The following is a 26,724-nucleotide window of genomic DNA, read 5'->3' as shown; positions in this document are numbered from 1 at the left end:
ATGTTCCTCCCAGCCACCGGATAAAGGGCGCTAGTGGGGAGCCGCCTGCGCGGCCACCATATAGTCCTCTAGCGCAGCCGCTTCCGCAGCCGAGAGATGCAATCCGCGTTTGGTCCGCCGCCACAGCACGTCCTCCGCGTGCCGGGCCCATTCTTCCTTCATCAACCAGCGCACTTCGCACTCGTAAAGGTCGCTGCCGAAATGCCGTCCAAGATCGTCGATCGTCTTCGCACCGTCCAGCATTGCCATCGCCCTTGTACCGTAGAGCCGGACAAGCCGGCGGGCATGGGCGGGCGCCAGAAAGGCAAAACGCGATGAAAGTGCCTTCACCTCGGCATCGAAACCATCGACCTTGAAGTCCCCGCCGGGCAGCCGGGACTGCGCGGTCCAACGGTCGCCCTTCGCGCCGATCGATTCCGAAATCTTCTCCAGCGCCGATTCGGCGAGACGCCGGTAGGTGGTGAGCTTGCCGCCAAAGATGTTGAGCAACGGCGCCTGGCCATCGCCACCCTCGATCTTCAGCACGTAATCACGCGTGGCTTCCTGCGCCTTGCTGGCGCCGTCGTCGAAGAGCGGACGCACGCCGGAATAGGTCCAGACGATATCCTCGCGCGTCACCGGCTCGGCGAAATATTCGCTCGCCGAAGCACAAAGATAGTCGATTTCCGCGTCGCTGATTCGAACATCTCGGGGATCGCCCTGATAGTCCCGGTCGGTCGTGCCGATCAGCGTGAACTCTTCCTGATAGGGAATGGCGAAGATGATACGCCCATCCGGGTTCTGGAAGAAGTAGGCGCGCGGATCGGAGAATTTCTTCTTCACGACGATATGGCTGCCCTGCACGAGGCGGACATTGTGCACATCGTTGCGGCCGAAGGCGGAGGAGAGAACCTTGTCCACCCAGGGACCGGCCGCGTTGACCAGCATGCGGGCGCGAAACGTCTCGCGGGTGCCGGTCTCGACATTCTCCGTCTCGACATTCCAGTGGCCGTTTTCGCGACGCGCGGTCACGACCTTGGTGCCGGTGCGGATGTCGGCGCCGCGATCGGCGGCGTCACGCGCATTCAGCACGACGAGGCGGGCATCATCGACCCAGCCGTCGGAATATTCGAAGGCCTTGCGGAAGAGTTTCTTGAGCGGGCCACCGGCGGGGTCCTTCGCGAGGTCCACCGTGCGGGTTGCCGGCAAAAGCTTGCGGCCACCGATATAGTCATAGAGGAACAGGCCGAGGCGGATGAGCCAGGCCGGACGCGGCCCGCCCTTCTGGAACGGCAGCACGAAACGCATCGGCCAGATGACGTTCGGCGCCATGGCCCAGAGCACTTCGCGCTCCATCAACGCTTCGCGCACCAGACGGAATTCATAATGTTCGAGATAGCGCAGGCCGCCATGAATGAGCTTGGTCGAGGCGGAAGACGTACCGGACGCAAAGTCCTTCATCTCGGCAAGCACGACCGAATACCCACGGCCCGCAGCATCGCGTGCAATGCCGCAGCCATTGATGCCGCCACCGATAACAAAAATATCGCGGATCACGTTGCCGTCCAAGTTCCCCTCCCATTTCGCATTGCACAATTCTGCGCAGTTGCGAAAGCATGAGGAGTTAAAACGAAAACATTTCGAATGTCAAACGAATGTAAGACTAATGCTGCTTTTGTGGTCTCATCCCTGCGAAGACGTTTCGATCAGGCGCACGTCATGCTCCTGGCAAATGTCGCGAATGCCCTCGAAGGGACAGGTATCGGTGATGAAGGTATGGACCTGCGACAGGTGGCCGATGCGCACCGGCGCGGTCCTTTCGAATTTCGTCGAATCCGAAACCAGGATGACATGGCGCGCATTCGCGATGATCGCCTGCGCCACCTTCACCTCGCGATAGTCGAAGTCGAGCAGCGCGCCGTCCTCGTCGATCGCCGAAACGCCGATCACCGCGTAATCCACCTTGAACTGCCGGATGAAGTCGACCGCCGCCTCGCCGACGATGCCACCGTCCGCACCGCGCACGACGCCGCCGGCAATCACCACCTCGATCGAGGGGTAGACGCGCAAGCGATTGGCAACGTTGATATTGTTGGTGATGACCATCAGTTCCTTATGGTCGAGCAGGGCCTCGCCGACGGCCTCCGTCGTCGTGCCGATATTGATGAACAGCGAGGAGTTGTCGGGGATCATGGTGGCGGCGGCGCGGCCGATCGCCTGCTTTTCAGGGGCTGCAATCGAGCGGCGCGCCTCATATTTCACATTCTCGTTGCCGCTCGGGAAGAGCGCGCCGCCATGAATGCGCGTCAACGCCTTGCTGTCGCAGAGGTCGTTGAGATCCTTCCTGATGGTTTGCGGCGTTACGGAGAAGCGCGCCGCAAGGTCCTCCACGAGCACGCGGCCCTCGACCTTCGCGAGATCGAGGATCTCCGCCTGGCGACCTGTGAGAAACATAGACCCCTCCCATTGCTTTCGTTTGGTTTCATAATATGCAAAAACGAAAGCACATCAATTGATCCGCTCTTCCTTCTTGGAGTGCGGGCATATTTTTGTGATACTGGCCGGGCATAGCAGACCACGGAGAGCACCGGGAGGACAACCATGTTTCATCCAGCCTTGTTCAAGGGCGCGAATGTCGTCGTCACCGGCGCAGGGCGCGGCATCGGTCTGGAGATCGCCCGGCAGTTCCTCGATTGCGGCGCCCATGTGCTGCTGCACGGCGGGCGCGCCGCTTCCGGCCCCCTGCCCGACTTTCTCGACATCGCGGTTGCTGAGGCCCGCGCCCATATCGTCTATTCGGATTTTCTCGTCGAAGGCGGCATCGGCGCGATCCTGCAGCGGGTGGACAGCCTCTTCCCGCATATCGACGTGCTCATCAACAATGCCGGCACCATGGTCGGACGCTTTCCGGCGGCGGACCTGACGGACGAACAGTACGACACCGTCGTGCGCCTCAACCAGACCTCCGTCGTCGAGGTGACGCGCGCGCTGCTGCCGTCGCTGCGCCGCGCGCCGCATGCCGCGATCGTCAACACGGTCTCGATCTCGGCGCTCACCGGCGGCAGCCCGGGCTCCGCCATCTATTCCGCCACCAAGGCCTTCGTCTCGACCTATTCCAAGGGGCTTGCCCGTGAATTGGCGCCGGACGGCATCCGCGTCAATTGCGTCTCGCCGGGTACGATCACCACCGACTTCCATGCGCGTTATTCGTCTGCGGACAAGCTGGAGGCGACGCGCAAGACAATCCCGCTGCAGCGCCTCGGCACAGCGGAAGACTGCGCGCCCGCCTATCTCTTCCTCGCTTCTGAGGCGCTGTCCGGCTACATCACCGGCCAGGTGCTGGAGGTCAACGGCGGTCAGCTCATCTGCTGAACGGCTCGCCCCGCACCCTCCCAGTCGATTCGCGCGGCGAAATTCAGCACCGGCTGCATCCTCGCCCCGATGTGTTGCGCGCTTGCGCCACACGCCCTTAACTGCGCTTAAAATCCGAGCACGCGCGCAATTTCCCTTTAAAAATTAACGTGTCGCGACACGTCGCCTTCGCCTGCAAATCCAGCCGTTTGCCGCATGCTCACAACACGTTTTGACGCGGCATGCCTCGCGCCAGCCAGGCCTGCAATTAACCCTTTGTTAACCATTTCTTCGATACACCGAAGCAACCGAAAATTAACCAAGATGACCGACGTGTTAACACAGCCACGGCCTATCCGCCTCAAGGGGCGATCCTTCCTTGCACTGTCCCTGACCCCGGAGCTTCCCTTCGAGGACTGGCTGGCACGGCTTGATGATCTGGCCCGGCGCTCCGCCGGTTTCTTCCTGCGCCGGCCGGTGATTCTGGACGTCGAAGGACTGGATATCGACCGCCAGCAGCTGCGCGACCTCGTTGGCGAACTCAGCGTCCGCAACGTGCGCGTCATGGGCCTCGAGGGCGCACGCTCCGCCCTGCTCGGTCCGGACCTGCCGCCGGCAATGACCGATGGCCGGCCGGCCGCGGATATCGAAGCGCCCGTCAGCGACCAGGCAGACCGGAGCCAGCACGTCGAAGCCGTAGCGCCCTCCAGCCCGCCCCCAACGCAGGCACCGGCACCGCAGGCCTCGGTCATGCCGTCGATGGTCGTCAACCGGCCGGTGCGCTCGGGACAGTCCATCTTCTTCCCCGAAGGCGACGTCACCATCGTCGGCTCGGTCGCATCAGGCGCGGAAATCGTCGCCGGCGGCTCGATCCATGTTTACGGCCCGCTGCGCGGCCGGGCGATGGCCGGCACGACGGGCAACGCGTCGGCGCGCATCTTCTGCCGCAAACTCGAAGCGGAACTGATTGCCATCGACGGGTTCTACAAGACCGCCGACGACCTGGAGCCGGACCTGCGCGGCAAGCCCGTGCAGATCTGGCTCGATGGCGAAACGATCAAGGCAGCGACACTCGGCTGAACCGAAACACATACACAGAACTGGAGAGGTCCATGGGCAAGGTAATCGTGGTCACATCGGGTAAAGGCGGCGTCGGTAAGACGACGTCGTCAGCCGCACTCGGCGCCGCGCTGGCACAGAGCGGCGATAGGGTCGTGGTCGTCGATTTCGACGTCGGCCTGCGCAATCTCGACCTCGTCATGGGGGCCGAGCGCCGCGTCGTCTATGACCTCGTCAACGTCATCCAGGGCGAAGCCAAGCTGACGCAGGCACTGATCCGCGACAAGCGCGTCGAGACGCTCTACCTGTTGCCCGCATCGCAGACCCGCGACAAGGACAACCTGACGCCGGAAGGCGTCGAGCAGGTCATCGCCGCCCTGAAGAACGCTTTCGACTGGGTCATCTGCGACAGCCCGGCCGGCATCGAACGTGGTGCCACGCTGGCCATGCGCCACGCGGACGTCGCGATCGTCGTCACCAATCCCGAAGTCTCTTCCGTGCGCGATTCCGACCGCATCATCGGCCTGCTCGATTCCAAGACACTGAAGGCGGAGAACGGCGAACGCGTCGAAAAGCACCTGCTGCTCACACGCTACGACGCGGCCCGCGCCGAGCGCGGCGACATGCTGAAGGTCGACGACGTGCTCGAAATCCTGTCGATCCCGCTGCTGGGCATCATCCCGGAAAGCATGGACGTGCTGCGCGCGTCGAACGTCGGCGCGCCCGTGACGCTCGCCGACGGCCGTTGCGCCCCCTCGCTCGCCTATTTCGAAGCGACACGCCGCCTCAAGGGTGAAAACCTCCCGGTCACCATTCCCGGCGACAAGCGCAGCTTCCTGGGCAAGATCTTCGGAAGGAAAGCGGCATGAACCTGTTCCGTTTCTTCTCCCGCACCCAGTCGGCCCCGGCCGCCCGTGAGCGGCTGCAGGTGCTGCTCGCCCATGAGCGCGCCTCCACCGGCGATTCGGACCTCGTCAACAAGCTGCGCGACGAGATCCTCAAGGCCATTTCCAAGCATATGCAGATCGACGACGAGAAGGTCAGCATCAAGATGGAACGCGGGGCCCAGGTCTCGACGCTCGCCGTCGATATCGAAATCCCGTTCAACGGGAACAAGAAGGCGGCCTGAGGGCCGCCTTTCCCATAGATCCGCATAGGGTGCCGCCTCGTTGCGGCCCACCGCGCACCACATCCCGGCGCGCGACGATGATCATGCGAATCTGCTCGCGCTTCCTTTCGCGCGAGCATTGTCGCCAGGGGCAGCAAAACCACAGTCAAAGGTTGCATTTTTTCACGATTGCTGGTTAACTCTCTCCTAATGTTGGGAGGTGGGTCATGGCAGTTGCAGAGGTTCTCGGCGCAGTCTTCCTAGGCGGCGTCATGGGGTTGATCGGCCAGGGTGCGCGAACAGTCATCGGCCTCAAGAAGCTTCACGACGAAAATGCCGCGAAGGGTCCCAACGAGCAGGATAGCTTCATTGCCAGCAGGCTGGTCATCAGCCTGTTCATCGGCTTCATCGCGGGCGTGGCAGCCGCGCTGCTGCTCGATCTGGGCAAGCTTGCCGCCATCACAGTCAACGACATCGACCTGCTGCTCGGCCTGGCGGCAGCCGGCTATGCCGGCACGGACATCATCGAGGCCTTCGTCGCCCGCCTGCCGACGCCGGCCGGTGGCGGCTCTCCGGGGGGCGGTGAAGGCGCGGCAACGGGCACTACGCCGACAAAGCCGCCATCGACCGTTGTCGTGAACGTCGCCGGCCAAACGCCCGCTGCCGACGTGCTTACAACTGCTGCGGTCACGGAGGCCGCCTTCAAACTCGACCTGGCCGACATCAAGACCAAGCTCGGTTCGATCACATCGATGATAACCGCTCCGGCGGTGGGAACGGGTGCCGCCGCCGCGGATGACGACAGCACCGATCTCATCAGCCCGACCCTGGTCAAGAGCATTTTCAACCCGGCGACACCGCTCGCCAATATCAAGACGCACCTGCCGTCCGTGCTTGCCGGCCTGCGCGAAAAGGGACTTGTCGACCGGGAAATGGTGCTGATGGCACTGGCGACCATTCGCGCAGAGACCGAAGGCTTCGTGCCCATCAACGAATTCGTCAGCAAATACAACACCAGCACGGTTCCGTTCGATAAATACGAACCGGGCACGAGCGTCGGCAAGAATTTGGGAAACACCCAGCCCGGCGACGGCGCACGTTTTCGCGGCCGTGGCTTCGTGCAGTTGACGGGCCGCTACAACTACAATCGAATCGGGGCCCAGATCAGCGCCAATCTGATCGTGACGCCGACATTGGCCAATGATTCCACGCTGGCCGGCCTCATCCTGGCGCAATTCCTGTTCAACAAGCAGGACGTCATCCGCAACGCCCTGTCGAGTGGAGACCTGAAGGCGGCGCGCCGGGCCGTCAACGGCGGCACTCATGGGTTCGATCGTTTCGAGGACACCTATACCAGGGGAGACGCGCTGCTTCCGGAGACCGCCACGGCGTGAGCCATCCAGCCGCCCTCGCGCGGTGACTTGCCGCCGGCGCCCCAATGCGCATATTTCACCTCGTCAATGATGAGGACTATGCGGCATGGCTGTTACCGATATTGCGACCCGTACCCATGATCACAATTTTCGGCTGGACCCTATCGTCCGCAGCCTGCTCGATACCGATTTCTACAAATTGCTGATGCTCCAGATGATCCGGCAGCTGCACCCGGACGTCGAAGCGACGTTCTCGCTGATCAACCGGACGAAGAGCGTGCGGCTGGCCGACGTCATCGACGAGGGTGAACTGCGTGCCCAGCTCGACCATGCCCGCAGCGTACGGTTCACCAAAAAGGAGCTGATCTGGCTGGCCGGCAACAGTTTCTACGGCAAAGCACGCATGTTCGGCCCGGATTTCATTGCCTGGCTGGCGGCATTCCGCCTGCCGGACTACGAACTGCGCAAGATCGACGGGCAATACGAGCTGCATTTCGACGGGCCTTGGACGCACACCACGATGTGGGAGATTCCGGCACTCGCTATCATCAACGAACTGAAGTCGCGCGCCGCGATGCGCGACAGGGGCCGCTTCACGCTCGATGTGCTCTATGCCCGCGCCAAGGCCCGGCTCTGGGAAAAGGTCGAGCGGCTGCGCCAGCTGCCGGATCTCGTCATCTCGGATTTCGGCACGCGGCGGCGACATGGTTTTCTTTGGCAGCGCTGGTGCGTGGAAGCCCTCAAGGAAGGTTTGGACGATCGTTTCATCGGCACGTCCAACGTGCTGCTTGCCATGGATGCCGATCTGGAAGCGATCGGCACGAATGCACACGAACTGCCGATGGTCGCCGCCGCACTCGCCGATGGCGATGCAGCGCTGGCCCAGGCGCCCTACCAGGTGCTGGAAGCATGGCAGCAGCACTATAACGGCAATCTGCTGATCGCGCTGCCCGACGCCTATTGCACGACCGCCTTCCTCGCCAACGCGCCGGACTGGGTTGCTGACTGGACCGGTTTTCGCCCGGACAGCGCGCCACCGATTTCCGGCGGCGAACAGATCATCCGCTGGTGGAAGGAGAAGGGCCGCGATCCGCGCGAAAAACTGCTGATCTTTTCCGACGGCATGGACATCGACACGATCGAGGAAACCTACCGGCATTTCCACGGCCGCGTGCGCATGAGTTTCGGCTGGGGCACCAACCTGACCAATGATTTTCGCGGCTGCGACCCGGACGGCGGCAATGGTCTCGACCCGATATCGCTGGTCTGCAAGGTGACAAGCGCCAATGGCCGGCCGGCGGTCAAGCTCTCCGACAATCCCGCCAAGGCGACCGGGGACCCGGCCGAGATCGAGCGCTACCAGCGCGTCTTCGGCGTGACGGACCAGGAAGCGCGACCGGTGCAGGTCTAAACCACATGGGCTGCCGGAATTGCCCTAAGCGCGTACATCGACGACGACGCGCCCCTTGACCTTGCCGTCGAGAATGGAGTTGGCCAGTTCCGGCAGATCCGAGAGCCGATGCTCGACCACCATGGATTCCAGCTTGTCCATCGGCAGGTCGGAGGCGATGCGGTTCCAGGCGTCGACGCGCTGGTCGTAGGGCCGCATCACGGAATCGATGCCGAGAAGGCTGACCCCGCGCAGCAGGAACGGAATGACCGTAAAAGACGGCACGGCAGCACCCGCCGCAAGGCCGACAGAGGCAACGGCGCCGTCATACTTCATCTGCTTCAGCACACGCCCCAGCATCTCGCCGCCAACCGCGTCGATCGCACCGGCCCAGCGCTCGGATTCGAGCGGCTTGCTGCTTGCCTCCGACAATTCGTCACGGCCGACGATCGTCTCCGCGCCGAGGCTCCTGAGATAGTCCGCCGTTTCCGGACGGCCTGTGACGGCGGCGACCGAATAACCAAGCCGTGCCAACAGTGCGACGCCAACTGAGCCGACACCGCCGGCGGCCCCCGTCACCAGCACATCGCCTTTCAGCGGCGAAAGCCCGGCCTTTTCCAGCGCGACGACGGAGAGCATCGAGGTGAGCCCCGCCGTGCCGATCGCCATCGCATGGCGCGTCGAAAGCGTGTCCGGCAGCGGCACCAGCCAGTCGGCCTTGACCCGGGCACGCGTCGCATAGCCGCCCCACCAGACCTCGCCGACGCGCCAGCCGGTCAGCACCACCCGGTCACCGGGGCGGTAGCGCGGATCGTCCGAGGCTTCGACGGTGCCGGCGAAATCGACGCCCGGCACATGCGGAAAGGCGCGCACCAGCCCGCCCTTGCCGTTGATGCAGAGCCCGTCCTTGTAGTTGAGCGTCGAATATTCCACCGCGACGGTGACATCGCCATCGGGAAGCCGCGAATCGTCGAGTTCCTGGATGGCTGCGGAGACTGCGCCATCCGCTCCCTTCTCGACCAGCAATGCTTGAAACGTCATGGCGTCCTCCTCGTGATCCTGTCGCTACGCCAGATATAGGGCGCGGGGCATTGGTGTCGCCACTGTTCTTTTGTATCAAGAGCAGGGAGGCGCGGTTCGCACATGATAGACAAGCTTGAATATTTCATCGCGCTCGCCCGCGAACGGCATTTCGCCCGGGCCGCGGAGGAGCTCGGCATTTCGCAGCCGACACTTTCGGCGGCAATCCGCCAGCTGGAGGAGCAGCTCGGCGTAATGCTTGTTGTCCGCGGTTCCCGCTTCCAGGGCCTGACACCGGAGGGCCAGCGTGTGCTCGAATGGGCGCGCCGCATCGTCGGCGACACCCGCACCATGCGCGAGGAAATGCGCGCCGCGCGAAAGGGCCTTTCCGGGCATATCCGCCTTGCCGCCATCCCGACGACGCTCGCCATGGTGCCGCACATCACCGCGCCGTTTCAGGAAAAGCACCCCGACGTCACCTTCTCCATCCTCTCGACGACCTCGATCAAGATTCTCGGCCTGCTGGAAAACCTCGAGATCGATGCCGGCCTCACCTATCTGGAAAACGAGCCGCTCGGCCGCGTCACCAGCGTGCCGCTCCTGCACGAGCACTATTGCCTCGTCACCGCCAAGGGTAACGCCTTCGCTGATCGCGAAACCGTGACCTGGCAGGAGGCCGGCAATATTAGGCTTTGCCTATTGACTGCCGACATGCAGAACCGTCGCATCATCAACCGCCACTTCGCCGAAGCAGGCGTTACAGTCGAGCCGTCGCTCGAAGCGAACTCGATGATCGTGCTGTTCTCGCATGTGCGCACCGGACGCTGGTCCAGCATCATGCCGAGAAATGTCGCAAAATCATTTGGATTTCCTGACGAAATAAGTATAGTTTCTCTTGTCGACCCTGAACCGCACCACACTGTCGGTCTCGTCGCCACCCACCGTGAGCCTTTCACGCCGCTCGTTTCCGCCTTGCTGCACGAAGCCCGTGTGCTGGCGGAAAAAGGGATCGATTGATAGGATTTTCCTATCAGCCAACGGCTTTGCTTTATTGACCCGCCGCCTCCGGACTGAGAAGCTGTCCGGATAGTCCGCGTGGATCGACAGGGTTCCGGTCTTCGCCGAGCAGTTTCAATGGTATCGGCGCGCCAGAACCCGTATAATCCTTGCGGTTCATTCGTGTCGGTTGGGAGGCCTGACCATGAATGTGCACGTGACCGGCGATATCGGAGCGAGAACGCTGGCAATTGTCAGCGACCTAAAGGGGCTCGAAGGGCCGCTTCTTCCCATCCTGCATGAAATCCAGGCCGAGTTCGGCTATGTCCCGCAGGAATGTCTGCCGGTCATCGCGACCGAACTGAACCTGTCGCGCGCCGAAGTGCATGGCGTCGTTACCTTTTATCACGATTACCGCGACCACCCGGCCGGACGCCATGTCCTGAAGCTCTGTCGCGCCGAGGCCTGTCAGTCGATGGGCGGGGACGAAATTGCCGAGCGCGTCAAATCGCTGCTCGGCATCGATTTCCACCAGACCACGCTGGATGGCGCCGTGACGCTCGAACCGATCTACTGTCTCGGACTCTGTTCGTGCGCACCCGCCGCGATGCTCGACGGCGAGGTGCATGGGCGGGTCGATGCGGACCTTGCCAGGGAACTTGTTGCGGAGGCACGCCGATGACCGTTCGCATCTACATTCCCCGCGATGCCGCCGCCCTTGCGCTCGGCGCCGACCGCGTCGCCAAGGCGTTGGCCCGTGAGGCGGATGCCCGCAAGCTCGACATCAAAATCGTGCGCAACGGTTCACGCGGCATGCATTGGCTGGAGCCGCTGGTCGAGGTCGAGGCCGCCGAAGGCCGCATCGCCTATGGGCCGGTAAAGCCATCCGATGTTGCCTCCCTGCTCGATACCGGCCTCCTTGAAGGCAAAGCCCATGCGCTCTGTCTTGGCGGAACGGAAGACATTCCGTTCCTGAAAAACCAGACCCGCCTCACCTTCGCCCGCTGCGGCGTCATCGATCCCGTCTCGCTGGACGACTACAAGGCCCATGGCGGCCTGAAGGGCCTGGAAAAAGCCATCACCATGGCCCCGGTCGAGGTCGTCAAGGAAGTCACCGACAGCGGCCTGCGCGGTCGCGGCGGTGCCGGCTTCCCGACGGGCATCAAGTGGAAGACCGTGCTCGATGCACCCGGCGACAGAAAATACATCGTCTGCAATGCCGACGAGGGCGACAGCGGCACCTTTGCCGACCGCATGATCATGGAGGGTGATCCCTTTGTGCTGATCGAGGGCATGGCGATCGCCGGCCTCGCGACCGGTGCCACCAAGGGCTACGTCTACACCCGCTCGGAATATCCGCACGCCATCGCCGTCATGAACGAAGCCGTCACCGTCGCGCGCGCCGCCGGCGTGCTCGGCCCGTCGGTGCTTGGCTCGGGAAGAGCCTTCGACATGGAAATCCGCGTTGGCGCGGGCGCCTATGTCTGCGGCGAGGAAACCGCTCTGCTCAACAGCCTCGAAGGCAAGCGCGGCATCGTGCGTGCCAAGCCGCCGCTGCCCGCGCTCCAGGGTTTTATGGGCCGTCCGACGGTCGTCAACAACGTCATCTCGCTCGCCTCCGTGCCCGTCGTCATGGACAAGGGTGCCGCCTATTACCGTGACTTCGGCATGGGCCGCTCGCGTGGCACGATCCCGCTCCAGATCGCCGGCAACGTCAAACATGGCGGCCTCTACGAAACCGCCTTCGGCCTGACGCTCGGCGAGATCGTCGATACGATCGGCGGCGGCACGGCCTCCGGCCGCCCGGTTCGCGCCGTGCAGGTGGGTGGCCCGCTCGGCGCCTATTTCCCGCGCGCGCTGTTCGACACGCCCTTCGATTACGAGGCCTTCGCGGCCAAGGACGGCCTGATCGGCCATGCCGGCATCACCGTGTTCGACGAAACGGTCGATATGCTGAAGCAGGCGCGCTTCGCCATGGAATTCTGCGCCGTGGAAAGCTGCGGCAAGTGCACGCCCTGTCGCATCGGCTCGACGCGCGGCGTCGAGACCGCCGACAAGATTGCCCAGGGCATCGAGCCGGAGAAGAACCGCGCGCTGCTCGCCGATCTCTGCAACACGATGAAGTTCGGCTCGCTCTGTGCGCTGGGCGGTTTCACGCCCTATCCGGTGATGAGCGCCATGACCCATTTCCCGGAAGACTTTTCGCCGGCCCCCCTGGTGGAGGCTGCGGAATGAGCGAGACAGAAAAGGTCAAAGGCCCGGCCTCCTACTTCCCGGCCATCGAGAAGAAGTACGGCCAGCCGATCGAACACTGGAAAGCGATCGTTCGCGCGCAGGACGGCAAGGCTCATATGCAGATCGTGGCGCTCCTCAAGGAAACGCACGGTCTTGGCCATGGCCATGCGAATGCACTGGTTGCGGCAACCCTCGCCGAGAAGACGTCGTAGAAACAACCCAAGTCGCCCGAACCCCTTTCGTGGCGCAAGAATTGACTGGAGGTTCCCATGTCCCTCGTCCCCGAAATCGACTACGGCACGCCCGCCTCTCGCGCGGAAAAGATGGTGACGCTCACCATCGACGGGAACGAGATCACCGTTCCGGAAGGCACCTCCATCATGCGCGCCTCGATGGAGGCTGGCATCAAGGTGCCGAAACTCTGCGCCACCGACATGGTGGATGCGTTCGGCTCCTGCCGTCTCTGTCTCGTCGAGATCGAAGGCCGCAACGGCACGCCTGCCTCCTGCACGACACCCGTGGCGCCCGGCCTCGTCGTCCACACCCAGACGGGCCGCTTGAAAGATATCCGCAAGGGCGTGATGGAGCTCTATATCTCCGACCACCCGCTGGACTGTCTCACCTGTGCTGCGAACGGCGACTGCGAATTGCAGGACATGGCCGGCGCAGTCGGCCTGCGCGACGTGCGCTATGGCTATGAGGGCGACAACCACGTCAAGGCCCGCAATAGCGGCGAGATCAACGCCAAGTGGATGCCGAAGGACGAATCGAACCCCTATTTCACCTACGATCCGTCGAAATGCATCGTCTGTTCGCGCTGCGTGCGCGCCTGCGAAGAGGTGCAGGGCACCTTCGCGCTGACCATCGAGGGCCGCGGCTTCGGCAGCCGCGTGTCGCCAGGCATGCATGAACATTTCGTCGAATCGGAATGTGTGTCCTGCGGCGCCTGCGTGCAGGCCTGCCCAACGGCGACGCTCACCGAAAAATCCGTCATCGAGATCGGCCAGCCCGAACATTCCGTCGTCACCACCTGCGCCTATTGCGGCGTCGGCTGCTCCTTCAAGGCCGAGATGCGCGGCGAAGAACTGGTCCGCATGGTGCCGTGGAAAGATGGCCAGGCCAATCGCGGCCATTCCTGCGTCAAGGGCCGCTTCGCCTATGGCTATTCGACCCACAAGGATCGCATCCTCAATCCGATGATCCGCGAAAAGATCTCGGATCCGTGGCGCGAAGTGACCTGGGACGAAGCCTATGCCCATGTCGCCGCCGAATTCCGCCGCATCCAGTACCAGTATGGCCGCGATTCGATCGGTGGCATCACCTCGTCGCGCTGTACGAACGAAGAGACCTATCTCGTCCAGAAGCTGATCCGCGCCGGCTTCGGCAACAACAACGTCGATACCTGCGCCCGCGTCTGTCATTCGCCGACCGGTTATGGTCTCGGCCAGACCTTCGGCACCTCCGCCGGCACGCAGAATTTCGATTCGGTCGAGCACACGGATGTCGTCATCGTCATCGGCGCCAACCCGACGGACGGCCACCCGGTCTTCGCCTCGCGCCTCAAGAAGCGCTTGCGCCAGGGTGCCAAGCTCATCGTCATCGATCCGCGCCGCACCGAGCTCGTCTCCTCGCCGCACATCAAGGCCTCCTATCACCTGCCATTGAAGCCCGGTACGAACGTTGCCATCGTCACTGCCCTTGCCCATGTCATCGTGACGGAAGGCCTTTATGACGAGCGCTTCATTCGCGAGCGTTGCGACTGGTCGGAATTCGAAGACTGGGCCGCCTTCGTCGCCGAACCACGGCACAGCCCCGAGGCGATCGAGCAGTTCACCGGCGTGGAGCCGGAAGCGCTGCGCGGTGCTGCACGTCTTTTCGCCACCGGCGGCAACGGCTCGATCTATTACGGCCTCGGCGTCACCGAGCACAGCCAGGGTTCGACGACGGTCATCGCCATCGCCAACCTCGCCATGGCGACCGGCAATATCGGCCGCGAGGGCGTGGGCGTGAACCCGTTGCGCGGTCAGAACAACGTGCAGGGCTCGTGCGACATGGGCTCCTTCCCGCACGAACTGCCGGGTTACCGCCATATCTCCGATGACGCGACCCGCGAGATCTTCGAAAAACTCTGGGGCGTCAAGCTCAACAACGAACCGGGCCTGCGTATTCCCAACATGCTGGACGCCGCCGTCGAGGGCACGTTCAAGGGCCTCTATATCCAGGGCGAGGACATCCTCCAGTCCGATCCGGACACCAAGCACGTCTCCGCCGGCCTCGCCGCCATGGAATGCGTCGTCGTGCAGGACCTCTTCCTCAACGAGACGGCGAACTACGCCCATGTCTTCCTGCCGGGCTCGACCTTCCTGGAGAAGGACGGCACCTTCACCAATGCCGAGCGCCGCATCAACCGCGTTCGCCGTGTGATGACGCCGAAGAACGGCTATGCCGACTGGGAGGTCACGCAGAACCTCGCCCAGGCAATGGGCCTCAACTGGAATTATACCCATCCGTCCGAGATCATGGACGAGATCGCCGCGACGACGCCGAGCTTTGCTCTCGTCTCCTACGACTATCTGGAGAAGATGGGCTCCGTGCAGTGGCCGTGCAACGAGAAGAACCCGCAAGGGTCGCCGATCATGCACATCAACGGCTTTGTGCGCGGCAAAGGTAAATTCATACGAACGGAATATGTCGCAACCGACGAGAAGACCGGCCCGCGCTTCCCGCTGCTGCTCACCACCGGCCGCGTGCTTAGCCAGTACAATGTCGGCGCGCAGACACGCCGTACGGAAAACGTCGTCTGGCACGAGGAAGACAGGCTGGAGATCCATCCGCATGACGCCGAAAACCGCGGCATCCGCGATGGCGACTGGGTGCGGCTTGCCAGCCGCGCCGGCGAGACGACGCTGCGCGCATTGGTCACCGACCGCGTCGCGACCGGCGTCGTCTACACGACCTTCCATCATCCGACGACGCAGGCAAACGTCATCACCACCGATTTCTCCGACTGGGCGACGAACTGTCCGGAGTATAAGGTGACGGCCGTGCAGATCTCGCCGTCGAACGGCCCGTCCGACTGGCAGATCGAATATGACGAGCTGGCACGCCGATCGCGCCGGATCGCCGGCAAGCTGGAGGCGGCAGAATAGGAACGCGCGTGCCGGAATTTTCCACCACGACCAAGGTTTCCGAGATCGCCCGCCGCAACGGGCGACTTGTCGAGGGAGAGCGTTTTGTGCCGGAGGAAACCCCGGTCGCCTTCTCCTATCTCGGCTCGACCCATGCCGTGATGATGGCGACGCCCGCCGATCTCGAGGATTTCGCCGTCGGCTTCAGCCTGACGGAAGGCATCATCAGCGATCCCGGTGAGATCGAAACCATCGAAGTGCTGGCGGAAGACAAGGGCATCGACGTGCAGATCCGTCTTGCCGATGTGCAGAACGATGCATTGACGGCCCGCCGCCGCCACATGGCCGGCCCTGTCGGCTGCGGCCTGTGCGGCATCGAATCGATCGAACAGGCAGTTCGCGTGACGCCATCCGTGCGTGCGTCAGAACTTACGCTCAGTGAGGATGAAGTGGCCGAGGCCGTGCGCCTGCTGAATGGCCAGCAGCCGCTGCACATGGTGACGCGCGCCGTGCATGGCGCCGGCTTCTACGTGCCGGGCACTGGACTGATTGCGGTACGCGAGGATGTTGGGCGGCACAATGCGCTCGACAAGCTCGTCGGTGCCGCGCGACGCGCCGGCCATGCCGGCAGCACGGGTGCTGTCGTCGTGACGAGCCGTGTGTCCGTCGAGATGGTGCAGAAGACGGCGATCATCGGCAGCCCCTTCATCATCGCCATTTCCGCACCGACGGCGCTCGCCATCCGCACCGCGGAAGAGGCGGGCATGACGTTGATCGCGCTGGTGCGCGGCGAGGAATTCGAGATTTTCACCGGTGCGGAACGCATCGTGTCCGGCGCCGGGCGGCGCATGGGCAACGCTTAGGAGATCAGCATGTCGGAAGGCAACAAACTCGTCAGGATGGCGAACCAGATCGCCACCTTCTTCCACTCGCAACCCGCCAGCGAGGGGCCGAACGGTGTGGCCACCCACATCAACAAGTTCTGGGAACCCCGTATGCGCCGACAGCTTTTCGATATCGTCGATAACCACGGTGGCGAAGGCCTCGATAGTCTCGTCCTGCAGGCCGTGCCGCTGATCCGGCGTCCAGCGCCTGCGGAAGTGCCGCCCGCTTTGGCCAACAGCGCGCCCGCTGCACACTGAGGCCCTGCCCTGAAACACCAACGGCCGGCATTGCTGCCGGCCGTTTTTTCATGCCGCGGTTCGCGCTCAGAACTCTTCCCAGTTCTCCGCTGCCGACGCCGTGGAGCCACGCGGCGCCCGCAGGGTGCGCGCTACGGCATGAAGCTGTGTTACGTGTGCCGGCGCTGAGGCTCGATGCGTCGGCTGCGCATTGCCGGCAAGTTTGAACCGGCGAATGAGCCCATGCAGTGCATCCGCCTCGCGGGCCATGGCGTGGCTTGCCGCCGTGCTTTCCTCAACCATCGCCGCATTCTGTTGCGTCGCCTGGTCCATCGAGTTGACCGACTGGTTGATCTCGCGAAGCCCGGTGGATTGCTCGCGCGAGGCCACGACGATCGCCGCCACATTGGTATGCACGTCATGGACCTGCGTCAGGATTTCCTGCAGGGCCCGCCCCGTCTCGTCGACCAGGGCGACACCGCTCTTCACTTGCTCGCCGGAGGTGGTGATGAGCGCCTTGATGTCCTTCGCAGCACTTGCGGAACGCTGTGCAAGCTCCCGCACCTCCTGCGCCACGACGGCAAAGCCCTTGCCGGCCTCGCCCGCCCGGGCCGCTTCCACGCCGGCATTCAGCGCCAGAAGGTTGGTTTGGAAGGCGATGTCGTCGATGACGCCGATGATGTTGGAGATTTCGCGCGAGGACTGTTCGATCTGCCCCATCGCGCCGATCGCCTTCTTGACGACCTCACCGGATTTCTCCGCACCCACCCGGGTCTTGGTGACCAGCGAACCGGCCTCGTCGGCCCGCCGGCTCGAATCGGCAACCGTCGTGGTGATCTGGTCGAGCGCCGCTGCAGTCTCTTCCACGGAGGCGGCCTGCTGTTCGGTGCGCTTGGCAAGGTCGTCCGCCGCCGAGCGGATTTCCTGCGCGCCGGACGCGATGGCATTGGCGTTGGTTTCGACTGTCCGCATGGTCTCGTGCAGGCCGGCGACCGCTTCGTTGAAGTCCCGGCGCACGGCTTCCATCGAGGGCACGAAGGGCGTGGCAAGGTTTTGCGTGAGGTCGCCTTCCGACAGCGCCTTCAGCGCGCCGCCAAGCGCATTGATCGCCGACATGCGCTCGGTGACATCCGTCGCGAACTTGACCACCTTGTAGACCCGGCCATTCAGGTCACGGATCGGGTTATAGGCGGCCTGGATCCAGATTTCCCGTCCACCCTTGCCGTAGCGCACGAATTCATTGGAGATGAATTGCCCGGCGGCGAGGTTCTTCCAGAAGTCCGAATAGGCCTGTGTCTGCACATAGGCGGGATCGCAGAACATACGGTGGTGCTTGCCGCGAATTTCCGAGAGATCATAACCGAGCCCGGCACAGAAATTCTCGTTGGCGTTCAGGATTTCGCCGGTCGGCGTGAACTCGATCACGGCCTGCGAACGGGAGATCGCATCGAGCTTGCTGGCATCCTCCGCCGCCTGCATCTTCGCTTCGGTGATGTCGGTGGCGAACTTGACGACCTTGTAGGCCTTGCCGCGACGAAAGATCGGATTGTACGACGCCTGGATCCAGATTTCTCCGCCATCCTTGCGCAGGCGCTTGTAGCTGGAGGCGTCGTATTCACCGCGCCCGAGGCGCGCCCAGAACTGCCGGTATTCCTCGCTCGCCGCGTAGCCCGCTTCGCAGAAGATGCGATGATGTTTGCCGACAATGTCCTTCAGGTCGTAGCCGAGTGCCCGGCAGAAGTTTTCATTGGCAGTGAGGATGTTGCCGGTAAGATCGAACTGGATCACGGCCTGCGAGCGCGACAGCGCGTCGATGATGTGGCCCGCATCCATGGATTTCGCGATTGAAAGCATGACCTGTCCCCTTGTGTGACAGCCACGGACCGCGTGGCGATCGTCGGTTGATGCGTTGGGGCACGGTCCGTGGCGAGGACCGTGTCTTGACTCTCAGAGATTCAATCCATGCGGGAGGTTTTTTGCCGGCCGCCGAAATGCGTGTCTACAATCCAAGATGGAGTGGCAGCCTTAACAATTGATGAAAGCCAGATGGCGAGTTTTAGATCTATTACATAACAATAACTTACAGAGTACGCTGGATAATAACGCTAACGTAACGTCAGGGAGACGGTTCTTTTCCGGTACGCTAATTCACTAAAAAGTTGCACTCGCTTCGGACAGAAAAAAACCGCCGTGCACAGGCACGGCGGTTTTTTCTCAAGCGAAACGGATGATTGCGTAGGGCGATCAGGCCGCCATGTCTTCCATGTCGCGTTCCTTGAACATGCGCGAAAGATTGAGGAAGCAGATCATGCCGTTCTCATGGGCAATAATGCCTTCGGCATAGGCCTTGTCGAAGGAGGTCGTTACCTCCGGCACCGGCTGGAGCTGCTCGCTGCGGATGGTCAGGATGTCGGAGACCCGGTCGACGACGAGGCCGACGACCATGCTGTGCACTTCGGCCACCACGATGGCGCTGCGCTCGTTGGCTTCCGTGCTCTTCATGCCGAGCTTGTGGGCAAGGTCGATAATCGGGATCACCGTGCCGCGCAGGTTCATCACGCCGATGACGTCCGGCGGCGAATGCGGGATCGGCGTGGACGGCGCCCAGCCGCGGATTTCGCGGATCGTCGTCGTCTTCACGCAGAATTCCTGATCATGCAGGCGGAATGCGATGATTTCGAGGGTGTCGCCGGCAAAGCTGGCCGTATTGATGGAGGTCATCGGGATCTTTCCAGGTTGGTCTGCGTCTTGCTCCAATCCTATGCACGCCCTGGTTAAAATCTTTCAAACGCCCGAACGATTGTTACGCCCCGAACGAAAGAAGGCCCCGCAATGCCGCGGAGCCCCCGGTTTTTCCAACCTCTGCAAACATCAGGTCCGCAGCACGGCCTCGAACTGTTCGAGCGCCCAGTCCACCTGGTCGCCGGTGATGACGAGCGGCGGCGCGATGCGGATCGTATCGCCATGGGTGTCCTTGGCAAGGATGCCACGCTCCTTCAGCGCCTCACAATATTTCCGCGCACCGCCAGCAGCCGGGTCGAGTTCCACGGCCAACATCAGGCCGCGGCCGCGCACGCCCTTGATGAGGTTGGAGCGGATGCCCTTGAGGCCGCCCTGGAAACGATCGCCCATGCGCTCCGAGTTGCCGATCATGTCTTCCTCGACCAGCACCTTCAGCGCCGCACGGGCAATGGCGCAGGCGAGCGGGTTGCCGCCGAAGGTCGAGCCGTGCTGACCCGGCTTCAGCACACCCAGCACTTCGCTGTTCGAAAGCACCGCCGAGACCGGATAGAAGCCGCCAGACAGCGCCTTGCCGACCAGCGTCATATCCGCCTCGATACCCTCATGCTCTTCGGCGAGCAGTTTCCCCGTGCGGCCAAGGCCGGTCTGGATCTCGTCGAGGATCAGCGTGATGCCATGTTGGGTGCAAAGTTGACGCACGGACGAAAAATAGCCGGCCGGCGGGATCAGCACACCCGCCTCGCCCTGGATCGGCTCAATGAGGAAGGCAACCGTATTTTCGTTGATCGCATCGCGGAAAGCCTCGAGATCACCGAACGGCACGTGGCGGAAGCCCGGCGCGAAGGGACCGAAGCCGGTGCGCGCATCCGGATCCGTCGAGAAACCGACGATGCCCATGGTGCGACCATGGAAATTGTTGTCGCAGACGATGATCTCGGCCTGGCCCTCCGGCACGCCCTTCACCTCGTAACCCCACTTACGCACCGCCTTGACCGCGGTCTCGACCGCCTCGGCGCCGGAATTCATCGGCAGCACCTTGTGCGAACCGGTGAGTGCGGCGATCTCTTCGTAGAAATGTGCGAGCTGGTCGTTGCGGAAGGCCCGCGAGGTGAGCGTCAGCTTTTGAGCCTGCTCGACCATCGCTGCAAGAATCTTCGGGTGGCAATGCCCCTGGTTCACCGCCGAATAGGCCGAAAGGCAGTCCAGATAGCGGTTGCCATCGATATCCCAGACATGGACGCCCTCGCCGCGCGCCAGCACCACATCGAGCGGCTTGTAGTTATGGGCACCGAGACGGTACTCGGTTTCGATCAGGCTTGCAGTCGACGGCGTCATAAAATCCTCCAGGGTTCAGGCGCTGCGGGTCGGCCGGTCGAGAATGCGGCGCCCGAAAAGGCTTGCGGTCAGTTCGACGAGAATGCGGGCGCTCTTGCCGCGGTCGTCGAGGAAAGGGTTCAGCTCGACCACGTCGAGTGAGGAGACGAGGCCGCTGTCGCAGAGCATCTCCATGATGAGATGAGCCTCGCGGAACGTCGCGCCGCCCGGAACGGTCGTGCCGACGCCGGGCGCCAGTTCCGGATCGAGGAAATCGACGTCGAGGCTGACATGCAAGAGGCCGTTCGCCGCTTTGATGCGCGCGATGATGTCGTGCATGATATGCGCCATGCCGGTCTCGTCGATCGAGCGCATGTCATAGACATTGACGCCGTGCTCGGCGATCTCTTCGCGCTCCCGCGCATCGACGGAACGGATGCCGACCTGGAAAACGTTCTTCGGATCGACCATCGGGCGACCGGCTTCGAGGATCGGCGCGAATTCGGCCTGGCCGCAGAAGAAGGCGACCGGCATGCCATGCATGTTGCCGGAGGGCGAGGTCGCCGGCGAATTGAAATCCGCATGCGCATCGAGCCAGAGAACGAAGAGCGGACGACCCTGATCGGCCGCATGCCGCGCCATGCCGGAGACGGACCCCATCGAAAGCGCATGGTCGCCGCCAAGTATCAACGGGAACTTGCCGCCACGGGCCGCATCATAGACGGCCGCGTCGAGCGCGCGCGTGAAGGCGGCGACGATCTGTAGATTGTTCGCCTTGGGATGGTTGGCAAGGTCACGCGCCGGTACCGGACGCAGATCGCCTTCGTCCGTCACCGTGTGCCCAAGCTCGATCAGGGTTGAATCGAGACCGGCGATACGTAGCGCCGTCGGCCCCATCGCCGCGCCGCGGCGGCCGGAGCCTTCTTCCAGAGGTGCGCCGATCAGCGCGATATGCTTGTTATTTTCAGCCATGGTTTCCCCGCAGATGCGTGCGTGCCGGTTTTCCGGTTTTGACCGATTATTGCCGGTCTCCTTGTTGGCAAAAAGATGAAAAACTGACAGATAGACGGTCGAATTCAGCAATTTGCAAAGCACTGGGGGACACAATGGTAAGTCTCGACGACCTAGACCACGCATTGATCGGCGCGCTGCGCCACAATGCCCGCACCCCTGTCTCCTCCCTTGCCGCGCTGACGGGCGCCTCGCGCGCGACGGTGGCGGCGCGGATCGACCGGCTGGTCACCTCCGGCACCATCGCCGCCTTCACCATCAAGACAGGTTCGGAACTGACGGGCAGTGGCGTGCGCGCCATTGTGATGATCGAGGTACACGGCAAGATGGCCGACCGGGTGGCTGTGCAGCTTCGCGGCCTGCCGCAGGTGCGCGCCCTTCACTCCACCAACGGCCGCTGGGATTTCATCGCCGAACTGGAAGACCGCGACCTCGGAACCTTCGACGAGACGCTACACCGCATCCGCCTCATCGACGGCATCACCGTCACCGAGACGAATATCTTGCTGAAGACGACGAAGAACGCGCTGACTTAAGCAAACGCCCCGGCTTAGGTCGCTCCCTCTCCTCCGTCATCGTCGGGCTTAACCCGAGGATGAGGCTACGTGCACGTGCACGGCCGCCTCAATATTCCTTCTCATAGAAGATACCCGCACCGGCGCTGCCGCCGCTGCCGGCCTCGCCGCGCAGCTTGAGTCCGCGGCCGACGTCGAGGTTGATCACCGCCTTGGCGCCGTTCGTCTCCGGATCCTGCTTCAGTTCGATATAGGTTCGCTCATTGAGATATTTTCCCGCCGAAACCGCCGCCCGGCCTTCCGAATCCGTCGTGATGTCGAGATCGTCGACGCCGAGCTTGCTGCGCAGGCTGTCGAGCAGGCCGGTCGAGCTGCCGCCGGCAAGCTGGCTGGCAGCCGAGGCGAGCTGGGCGATCTGTATCGCCGAAAGGTTCGACATCGACCGGTTGAAGATGAGCTGTGCCAGGATTTCATCTTGTGGCAGCGATGGCGATGAGGCGAAGGTGACCGTCGGATTGTTGGCCTGGCCCGCCACCGTCACCGTGATTTCCGTCGTGCCTGCCGAGCTGCCTGCAACGAGGTTGACCGTCGGCACCAGACCGCCGGCAAAGCCGATATGCGCGCTGGTGAAATCGAGGCGCCGCGTCAGGATTTCCATGCGCCCGCGCTCCAGCTCGAAGCCGCCCGACACGACGGGCGACGAGGACGTGCCGGTGATCTTCAGGCTGCCGCCGAGTTCCGCGTTGATGCCGCGGCCGCGCACGAAAAGCTGCCCGGGGGCTTCTATGGTCAAATCAAGCGCAATGCCACGCGAGGCGCCCCCGCCGCCGCCCTGATCGCGCTGGACGTCCGCGGTCATGCGCTTGACGTCGGCCGGCGCATTGCGGTGCTTGATGTCGATCTCGGAGAGCGAGGCCGGCAGTTTTTGCGGAATGGTGATGTTCGCCTTGTTGATACGCACATTGCCGCCCAGCGCCAGCGCGGCCACAGGCCCCTTTAGCGTCAGGTCACCGGCGACATTCGCCGTCACCAGCGTGCCATCGACATAGGTAATGTCGCCGAGCTTGACGGCCACATCGACCGGGAAGCCGCTTGCCGGGTCGATGCCGACGCGGCCACTCGCCGAAAGCTGGCCGCCGCTCGCAAGCTTGCCGGAAACGGTTTCGATCACCGCCTGGCGCCCGTCCATGGTGACGCGGATCGTCAGGTTTTCGACCGCGAGGTTGCGACGCACATCGACAAGGCGTGCGCCGCCCGCCGTGATGCTGCCGGTGATGGAAGGGGCTGCCGCCGTACCGCCGATGGAGACATCGACATTGGCATTGCCTGTCAGCACGAACCCCTGCGCGGACAGCTGGCCCTGCAGCAGGCCGAACGGCACCGTGCCGTTGAACTTGAGCCCGAGCGGCGTTGCACCACCGATGCCGACCGTGCCGCCGCCGCGGAAGGACAAGCCGCCACCCCCGGTGAGCACCGTATCGAGCCGCACCTGATTGTTGGCGAACTCACCCTTCGCATTGATTTTCAGTGCGCCGATGCCCGCGCCGCGGGTCTGGCTCGTGACGGCGCCGTCCCAGTCGAGCGCATAGTTGACGACGGGTGCCGCCGCCTTGCCCTTGACCGTCACTGTGCCGCCGATCGAGCCATCGGCCCCCAGGCCAGCCGCGAAATTGTTGACGAGCGCCGCCGGTAACGCATTGAGCCGCAGCGACAAATCAAGTGTCTCGCCCGCACGGCCGGAGATGGCGACGGAGCCGCGGCCCGCCTGGATGGTCAGCCCATCAAGCGCCGCAACGCCGTTGGTGACTTTGATCGTCGTCGGCTTGGCAAGCTTCAGCGCAATGCGCCGGGGTGCCGCCTCGACCGTCTGCAAGGCGATATCAAGGCCGCCGTCACGTTGGAGGACCTTACCCTTCGTCACGAGCGGCGCGCCATCGAGCCGGCCGGTCAAATCGAAATTGGTCGCCTGTCCTTCGCGCGAAAAATCGAGGCGCAGGGCCTCAATGCGGTTTTCACCCGAGGCAACACGTTCGGCGCGAACCGAGCCGGTGATCGCGGCGGTGGCAAGGTCGGCAATCTCGAGATCGACCGCGGGTTTGGTGATGCTCACTGCATCGCGCCGGATGGCGGAGCCCGAGGCCTGCACTGTGGCCGAGGTCTTGCCGTTCGTCGTCGCGATTTCCACGAGACCGGAAAGATCGCCGGCCGCCTGCTGGCCGGCCATCGCCGCGAGCAGGCCGAGATCCGGGAAGTCGAAGCGGATCGTACCATCGGGCATGAAATTCTGCGCGAGCGCCAGAGAGCCCTTCAGCGTGTTCGGGCCAATCTCAGCCTCAAGCACCGGTACGGAAATGCGACCGCCTTCCGATGTGATGCTGGAGCGCACGTTGATCGGCTGCCCATCGAGCGCGCCAGTGGCCGTCAGTTCACCGGAGGGGCTATCCGCAACGGCCTTGCCGGTCAGCGTCACCACGAGGTCACTCAGGGTGCGGCCGGACAGCGTCGCGCCGCTTGACGTGACCTTGGCCGAGACGTCGAGCCCCTGCACGGGGCCGGTGACCGACAGCTCGAAGGCTGCCTCGCCGGCGGCATCGGCAAGCAGCTTGCCAAGGTTCAGCACCTTGCCGGTCAGCGCAGCCTCCAGATTGCCCTTGCCGAGCGACACGGACCCCGCCGTTTCCAGCGTGCCGGACTTGACCTGGAGGCCTGAGACCTGAACCGCGCCATCGCTCGCCAGCTGAACCCGGCCTTCCATCGCAATCGTCGTATCGAACTTACCGGAAAGCGCCGGCGGCAGCACTGCAGGCAGTGCAAAGAGACGGAAATTGACGTCCGCCTCACGGCTTTCGATGCCGTAACGACCGGACAGCGTGCCGCCGATGCTGGCGCTTTCAAGCGTCGCGGGATCGAAGGCGATCTCGCTGGGCGAGACGTTCAGCGTGGTCACTAGCTTTACAGGCCCCTTCACCATGCGGTCGACATTGGCATTGGCAAAGGTCGTCGTGCCGGTTTCCAGCGTCGCGTCGATGCGGCCGGACTGGCTGGCCACATTGAAGGCGTCGCTCTTCGCCGAAAGCCGGATGTTTTCGATACGGCCGGCCGGCAGCTCCGCCGAAACGACGGTTGCGTTCGCCTCCAGCGCTGCGGCCGTCGCCTCGCCGGTCAGAGAAATATCGGCGCCCTCGATCAGCACGCGCGCATCGCCATCGGCAAGCGGCCAGCGGAAATCGATCGGGCCATCCTTACCGGCAAGCTTGACGTCGAGATCGTTCGCGCCCTTGGCGCTGACCGTGCCCGAGGCACCGAGCGTCATGGCGCCGGTCGAGATCGACCCTTTTTCGATGCGCAGCATGTCGGAACCGTCGAAGGCCGCGACCACGTCGATGCCGGTCTCGCCGGCAAACAGCGGGCGAAGCTGCGGCGGCATGAGGGCGTCGAAGGTGCCGCCGCCATTCAGCGCAACCGTATGCAGGCCCTCAGTCGAAAGATCGTGGCGGCCGTCGACCCGCAACATTTCGGTGCCGTCGAGGGATGCGGCAAGGCGCCCCGTCCATCGCGAGAGCGGACCATCCCCCGTCAAGCGGATCGCCACGGCAGGATCGTTCGGCAGCTTGAGCAGGGCGGCCAGCAGGCCCCCTTTCGGCTCGGCGACATCCGCTTCAAGCCGCAGCACGTTGTCGGCCGGATTGAACACGATATCCGCCACGACACGCGCATCCGGTCGCGCCATTTCAGAGGCGGAAAGTTTTACGGCGACGCTATCGGCCGTCGCGTTGCCGCTGCCGGTCACGACGAGGCGCTGGTCCCGTTTCGCGACCGTGCCGGAGACGAAGAGTTCCGGCACTTCCAGCCTGCCGATATGCACTTCGACCGGCAGGGTGAACGGCGTGTCGGATTTCTCAGTGTCGGCCTTCGGCTCCGGCAGGCGCAGCAGGGAAATGGAAGAGGCCGAGACACGCGTCGCATCGAAGCTGAAGAACAGCAGCTGGAGCGGCGACCAGTCGACGGCGAGGTCGCGGATCTCCGCATAGGTGCCCTTCGCGTCGCCGACGGTGATGGTGCCGGCCCGCAGCCTGCCTGTCAGCAGTCCGGACGGTTCGCTGATCGAAATGACCTGCCCGCTCGCCGCAGCGATCTTCTCCGCATAGGACACCGCAAACCGCGCGCCGGCATCGGTAAAACCGACAAAGCCGATGAGCGCGACAAGAACAACCAGAAGAACGGCAAGGCCGTAGCCGATATAGCGGAGCGTGGCGCGGAGAATTCGGGACAGCCTGTTCATGCTTCATCCATTTCGCGTGTGGGGAGCGCTGGGAATCGCTCCTCAACGTCTTGAATCCGAATCGCGCAGACGATCAAGAGTCTAGACGAAAATTGGGGCG

22 protein-coding genes are annotated in these 26,724 nt (G+C 63.3%); 14 read left to right on the top strand and 8 right to left on the bottom strand.

Annotated features, from left to right (window positions below; all coding sequences use genetic code 11):
- Positions 1 to 30: 30 nt before the first annotated feature.
- Both glpD and BSY16_RS17710 read right to left on the bottom strand, forming a co-directional pair.
- Entirely contained in the window at positions 31 to 1,548 is a 1,518-nt protein-coding gene (gene glpD / locus BSY16_RS17715; protein ID WP_069060892.1) for a glycerol-3-phosphate dehydrogenase, read from the bottom strand.
- Positions 1,549 to 1,662: 114 nt separating this feature from the next.
- Complete coding sequence (locus BSY16_RS17710) at positions 1,663 to 2,433, bottom strand: DeoR/GlpR family DNA-binding transcription regulator (protein WP_069060891.1); 771 nt, start codon at positions 2,431 to 2,433, stop codon at positions 1,663 to 1,665.
- A 147-nt stretch (positions 2,434 to 2,580) separates the two neighbouring features.
- On the opposite strand from BSY16_RS17710, the gene BSY16_RS17705 reads away from it, so the two are divergent.
- From BSY16_RS17705 to pncB, 6 genes are all read left to right on the top strand, one after another.
- The gene (locus tag BSY16_RS17705; RefSeq protein ID WP_069060890.1) at positions 2,581 to 3,351 is read left to right on the top strand and encodes an SDR family NAD(P)-dependent oxidoreductase; all 771 of its coding nucleotides are present in this window, start codon (positions 2,581 to 2,583) and stop codon (positions 3,349 to 3,351) included.
- Positions 3,352 to 3,654: 303 nt separating this feature from the next.
- A complete protein-coding gene (minC, locus tag BSY16_RS17700; RefSeq protein WP_069060889.1) occupies positions 3,655 to 4,410 on the top strand; it encodes a septum site-determining protein MinC in 756 nt (251 codons plus the stop codon).
- Positions 4,411 to 4,442: 32 nt separating this feature from the next.
- On the top strand, positions 4,443 to 5,258 hold the full coding sequence (gene minD, locus BSY16_RS17695) for a septum site-determining protein MinD (RefSeq protein WP_069060888.1): 816 nt from the start codon (positions 4,443 to 4,445) through the stop codon (positions 5,256 to 5,258).
- Positions 5,255 to 5,518: a cell division topological specificity factor MinE gene (gene minE / locus BSY16_RS17690; protein WP_069060887.1), complete on the top strand. Its 264-nt coding sequence runs from the start codon at positions 5,255 to 5,257 to the stop codon at positions 5,516 to 5,518. The genes minD and minE overlap by 4 nt, the downstream gene beginning before the upstream one ends.
- Positions 5,519 to 5,724: 206 nt before the next feature.
- Positions 5,725 to 6,891: a glycoside hydrolase family 19 protein gene (locus BSY16_RS17685; protein WP_069060886.1), complete on the top strand. Its 1,167-nt coding sequence runs from the start codon at positions 5,725 to 5,727 to the stop codon at positions 6,889 to 6,891.
- Positions 6,892 to 6,976: 85 nt separating this feature from the next.
- Complete coding sequence (pncB, locus tag BSY16_RS17680; protein WP_069060885.1) at positions 6,977 to 8,281, top strand: nicotinate phosphoribosyltransferase; 1,305 nt, start codon at positions 6,977 to 6,979, stop codon at positions 8,279 to 8,281.
- Positions 8,282 to 8,305: 24 nt separating this feature from the next.
- On the opposite strand, the gene acuI is transcribed toward pncB, so the two are convergent.
- Positions 8,306 to 9,301, bottom strand: coding sequence for an acrylyl-CoA reductase (NADPH) (gene acuI / locus BSY16_RS17675; protein ID WP_069060884.1), 996 nt, complete (start codon positions 9,299 to 9,301; stop codon positions 8,306 to 8,308).
- Between the two features lie 102 nt (positions 9,302 to 9,403).
- Here acuI and BSY16_RS17670 point away from each other — a divergent pair, with 102 nt between their 5' ends.
- From BSY16_RS17670 to BSY16_RS17640, 7 genes are all read left to right on the top strand, one after another.
- A complete protein-coding gene (locus BSY16_RS17670) occupies positions 9,404 to 10,297 on the top strand; it encodes a LysR family transcriptional regulator (RefSeq protein ID WP_069060883.1) in 894 nt (297 codons plus the stop codon).
- Positions 10,298 to 10,481: 184 nt separating this feature from the next.
- Positions 10,482 to 10,958 (top strand): formate dehydrogenase subunit gamma, encoded by a 477-nt coding sequence (locus tag BSY16_RS17665; RefSeq protein ID WP_069060882.1) that lies wholly within the window; start codon positions 10,482 to 10,484, stop codon positions 10,956 to 10,958.
- A complete protein-coding gene (locus tag BSY16_RS17660; protein WP_069060881.1) occupies positions 10,955 to 12,511 on the top strand; it encodes a formate dehydrogenase beta subunit in 1,557 nt (518 codons plus the stop codon). The genes BSY16_RS17665 and BSY16_RS17660 overlap by 4 nt, the downstream gene beginning before the upstream one ends.
- Positions 12,508 to 12,723 carry a DUF4287 domain-containing protein gene (locus BSY16_RS17655; protein WP_069060880.1) on the top strand — a complete coding sequence of 72 codons (216 nt, stop codon included), beginning with the start codon at positions 12,508 to 12,510 and terminating at the stop codon, positions 12,721 to 12,723. The genes BSY16_RS17660 and BSY16_RS17655 overlap by 4 nt, the downstream gene beginning before the upstream one ends.
- Before the next feature lie 57 nt (positions 12,724 to 12,780).
- Entirely contained in the window at positions 12,781 to 15,660 is a 2,880-nt protein-coding gene (gene fdhF / locus BSY16_RS17650; protein WP_069060879.1) for a formate dehydrogenase subunit alpha, read from the top strand.
- A gap of 8 nt (positions 15,661 to 15,668) precedes the next feature.
- Positions 15,669 to 16,502 carry a formate dehydrogenase accessory sulfurtransferase FdhD gene (fdhD, locus tag BSY16_RS17645; protein ID WP_069060878.1) on the top strand — a complete coding sequence of 278 codons (834 nt, stop codon included), beginning with the start codon at positions 15,669 to 15,671 and terminating at the stop codon, positions 16,500 to 16,502.
- A gap of 9 nt (positions 16,503 to 16,511) precedes the next feature.
- Positions 16,512 to 16,781: a formate dehydrogenase subunit delta gene (locus BSY16_RS17640; RefSeq protein ID WP_069060877.1), complete on the top strand. Its 270-nt coding sequence runs from the start codon at positions 16,512 to 16,514 to the stop codon at positions 16,779 to 16,781.
- 66 nt (positions 16,782 to 16,847) lie between these two features.
- Here BSY16_RS17640 and BSY16_RS17635 read toward each other — a convergent pair whose 3' ends face one another.
- From BSY16_RS17635 to rocF, 4 genes are all read right to left on the bottom strand, one after another.
- Positions 16,848 to 18,614 carry a methyl-accepting chemotaxis protein gene (locus BSY16_RS17635; protein ID WP_069060876.1) on the bottom strand — a complete coding sequence of 589 codons (1,767 nt, stop codon included), beginning with the start codon at positions 18,612 to 18,614 and terminating at the stop codon, positions 16,848 to 16,850.
- Positions 18,615 to 19,004: 390 nt separating this feature from the next.
- Entirely contained in the window at positions 19,005 to 19,481 is a 477-nt protein-coding gene (locus tag BSY16_RS17630) for a chemotaxis protein CheW (RefSeq protein WP_069060875.1), read from the bottom strand.
- A gap of 150 nt (positions 19,482 to 19,631) precedes the next feature.
- Entirely contained in the window at positions 19,632 to 20,837 is a 1,206-nt protein-coding gene (gene rocD, locus BSY16_RS17625; RefSeq protein ID WP_069060874.1) for an ornithine--oxo-acid transaminase, read from the bottom strand.
- A gap of 15 nt (positions 20,838 to 20,852) precedes the next feature.
- Complete coding sequence (gene rocF, locus BSY16_RS17620) at positions 20,853 to 21,788, bottom strand: arginase (RefSeq protein ID WP_069061607.1); 936 nt, start codon at positions 21,786 to 21,788, stop codon at positions 20,853 to 20,855.
- Positions 21,789 to 21,922: 134 nt separating this feature from the next.
- Here rocF and BSY16_RS17615 point away from each other — a divergent pair, with 134 nt between their 5' ends.
- Positions 21,923 to 22,363: an Lrp/AsnC family transcriptional regulator gene (locus BSY16_RS17615; RefSeq protein ID WP_069060873.1), complete on the top strand. Its 441-nt coding sequence runs from the start codon at positions 21,923 to 21,925 to the stop codon at positions 22,361 to 22,363.
- Positions 22,364 to 22,451: 88 nt separating this feature from the next.
- Here BSY16_RS17615 and BSY16_RS17610 read toward each other — a convergent pair whose 3' ends face one another.
- Complete coding sequence (locus BSY16_RS17610) at positions 22,452 to 26,624, bottom strand: translocation/assembly module TamB domain-containing protein (protein WP_069060872.1); 4,173 nt, start codon at positions 26,622 to 26,624, stop codon at positions 22,452 to 22,454.
- Between the last annotated feature and the right edge of the window lie 100 nt (positions 26,625 to 26,724).

Source organism: Sinorhizobium sp. RAC02, from assembly GCF_001713395.1.
Taxonomy (GTDB): Bacteria; Pseudomonadota; Alphaproteobacteria; order Rhizobiales; family Rhizobiaceae; genus Shinella.
This window is presented reverse-complemented; position numbering and strand designations above follow the sequence as displayed.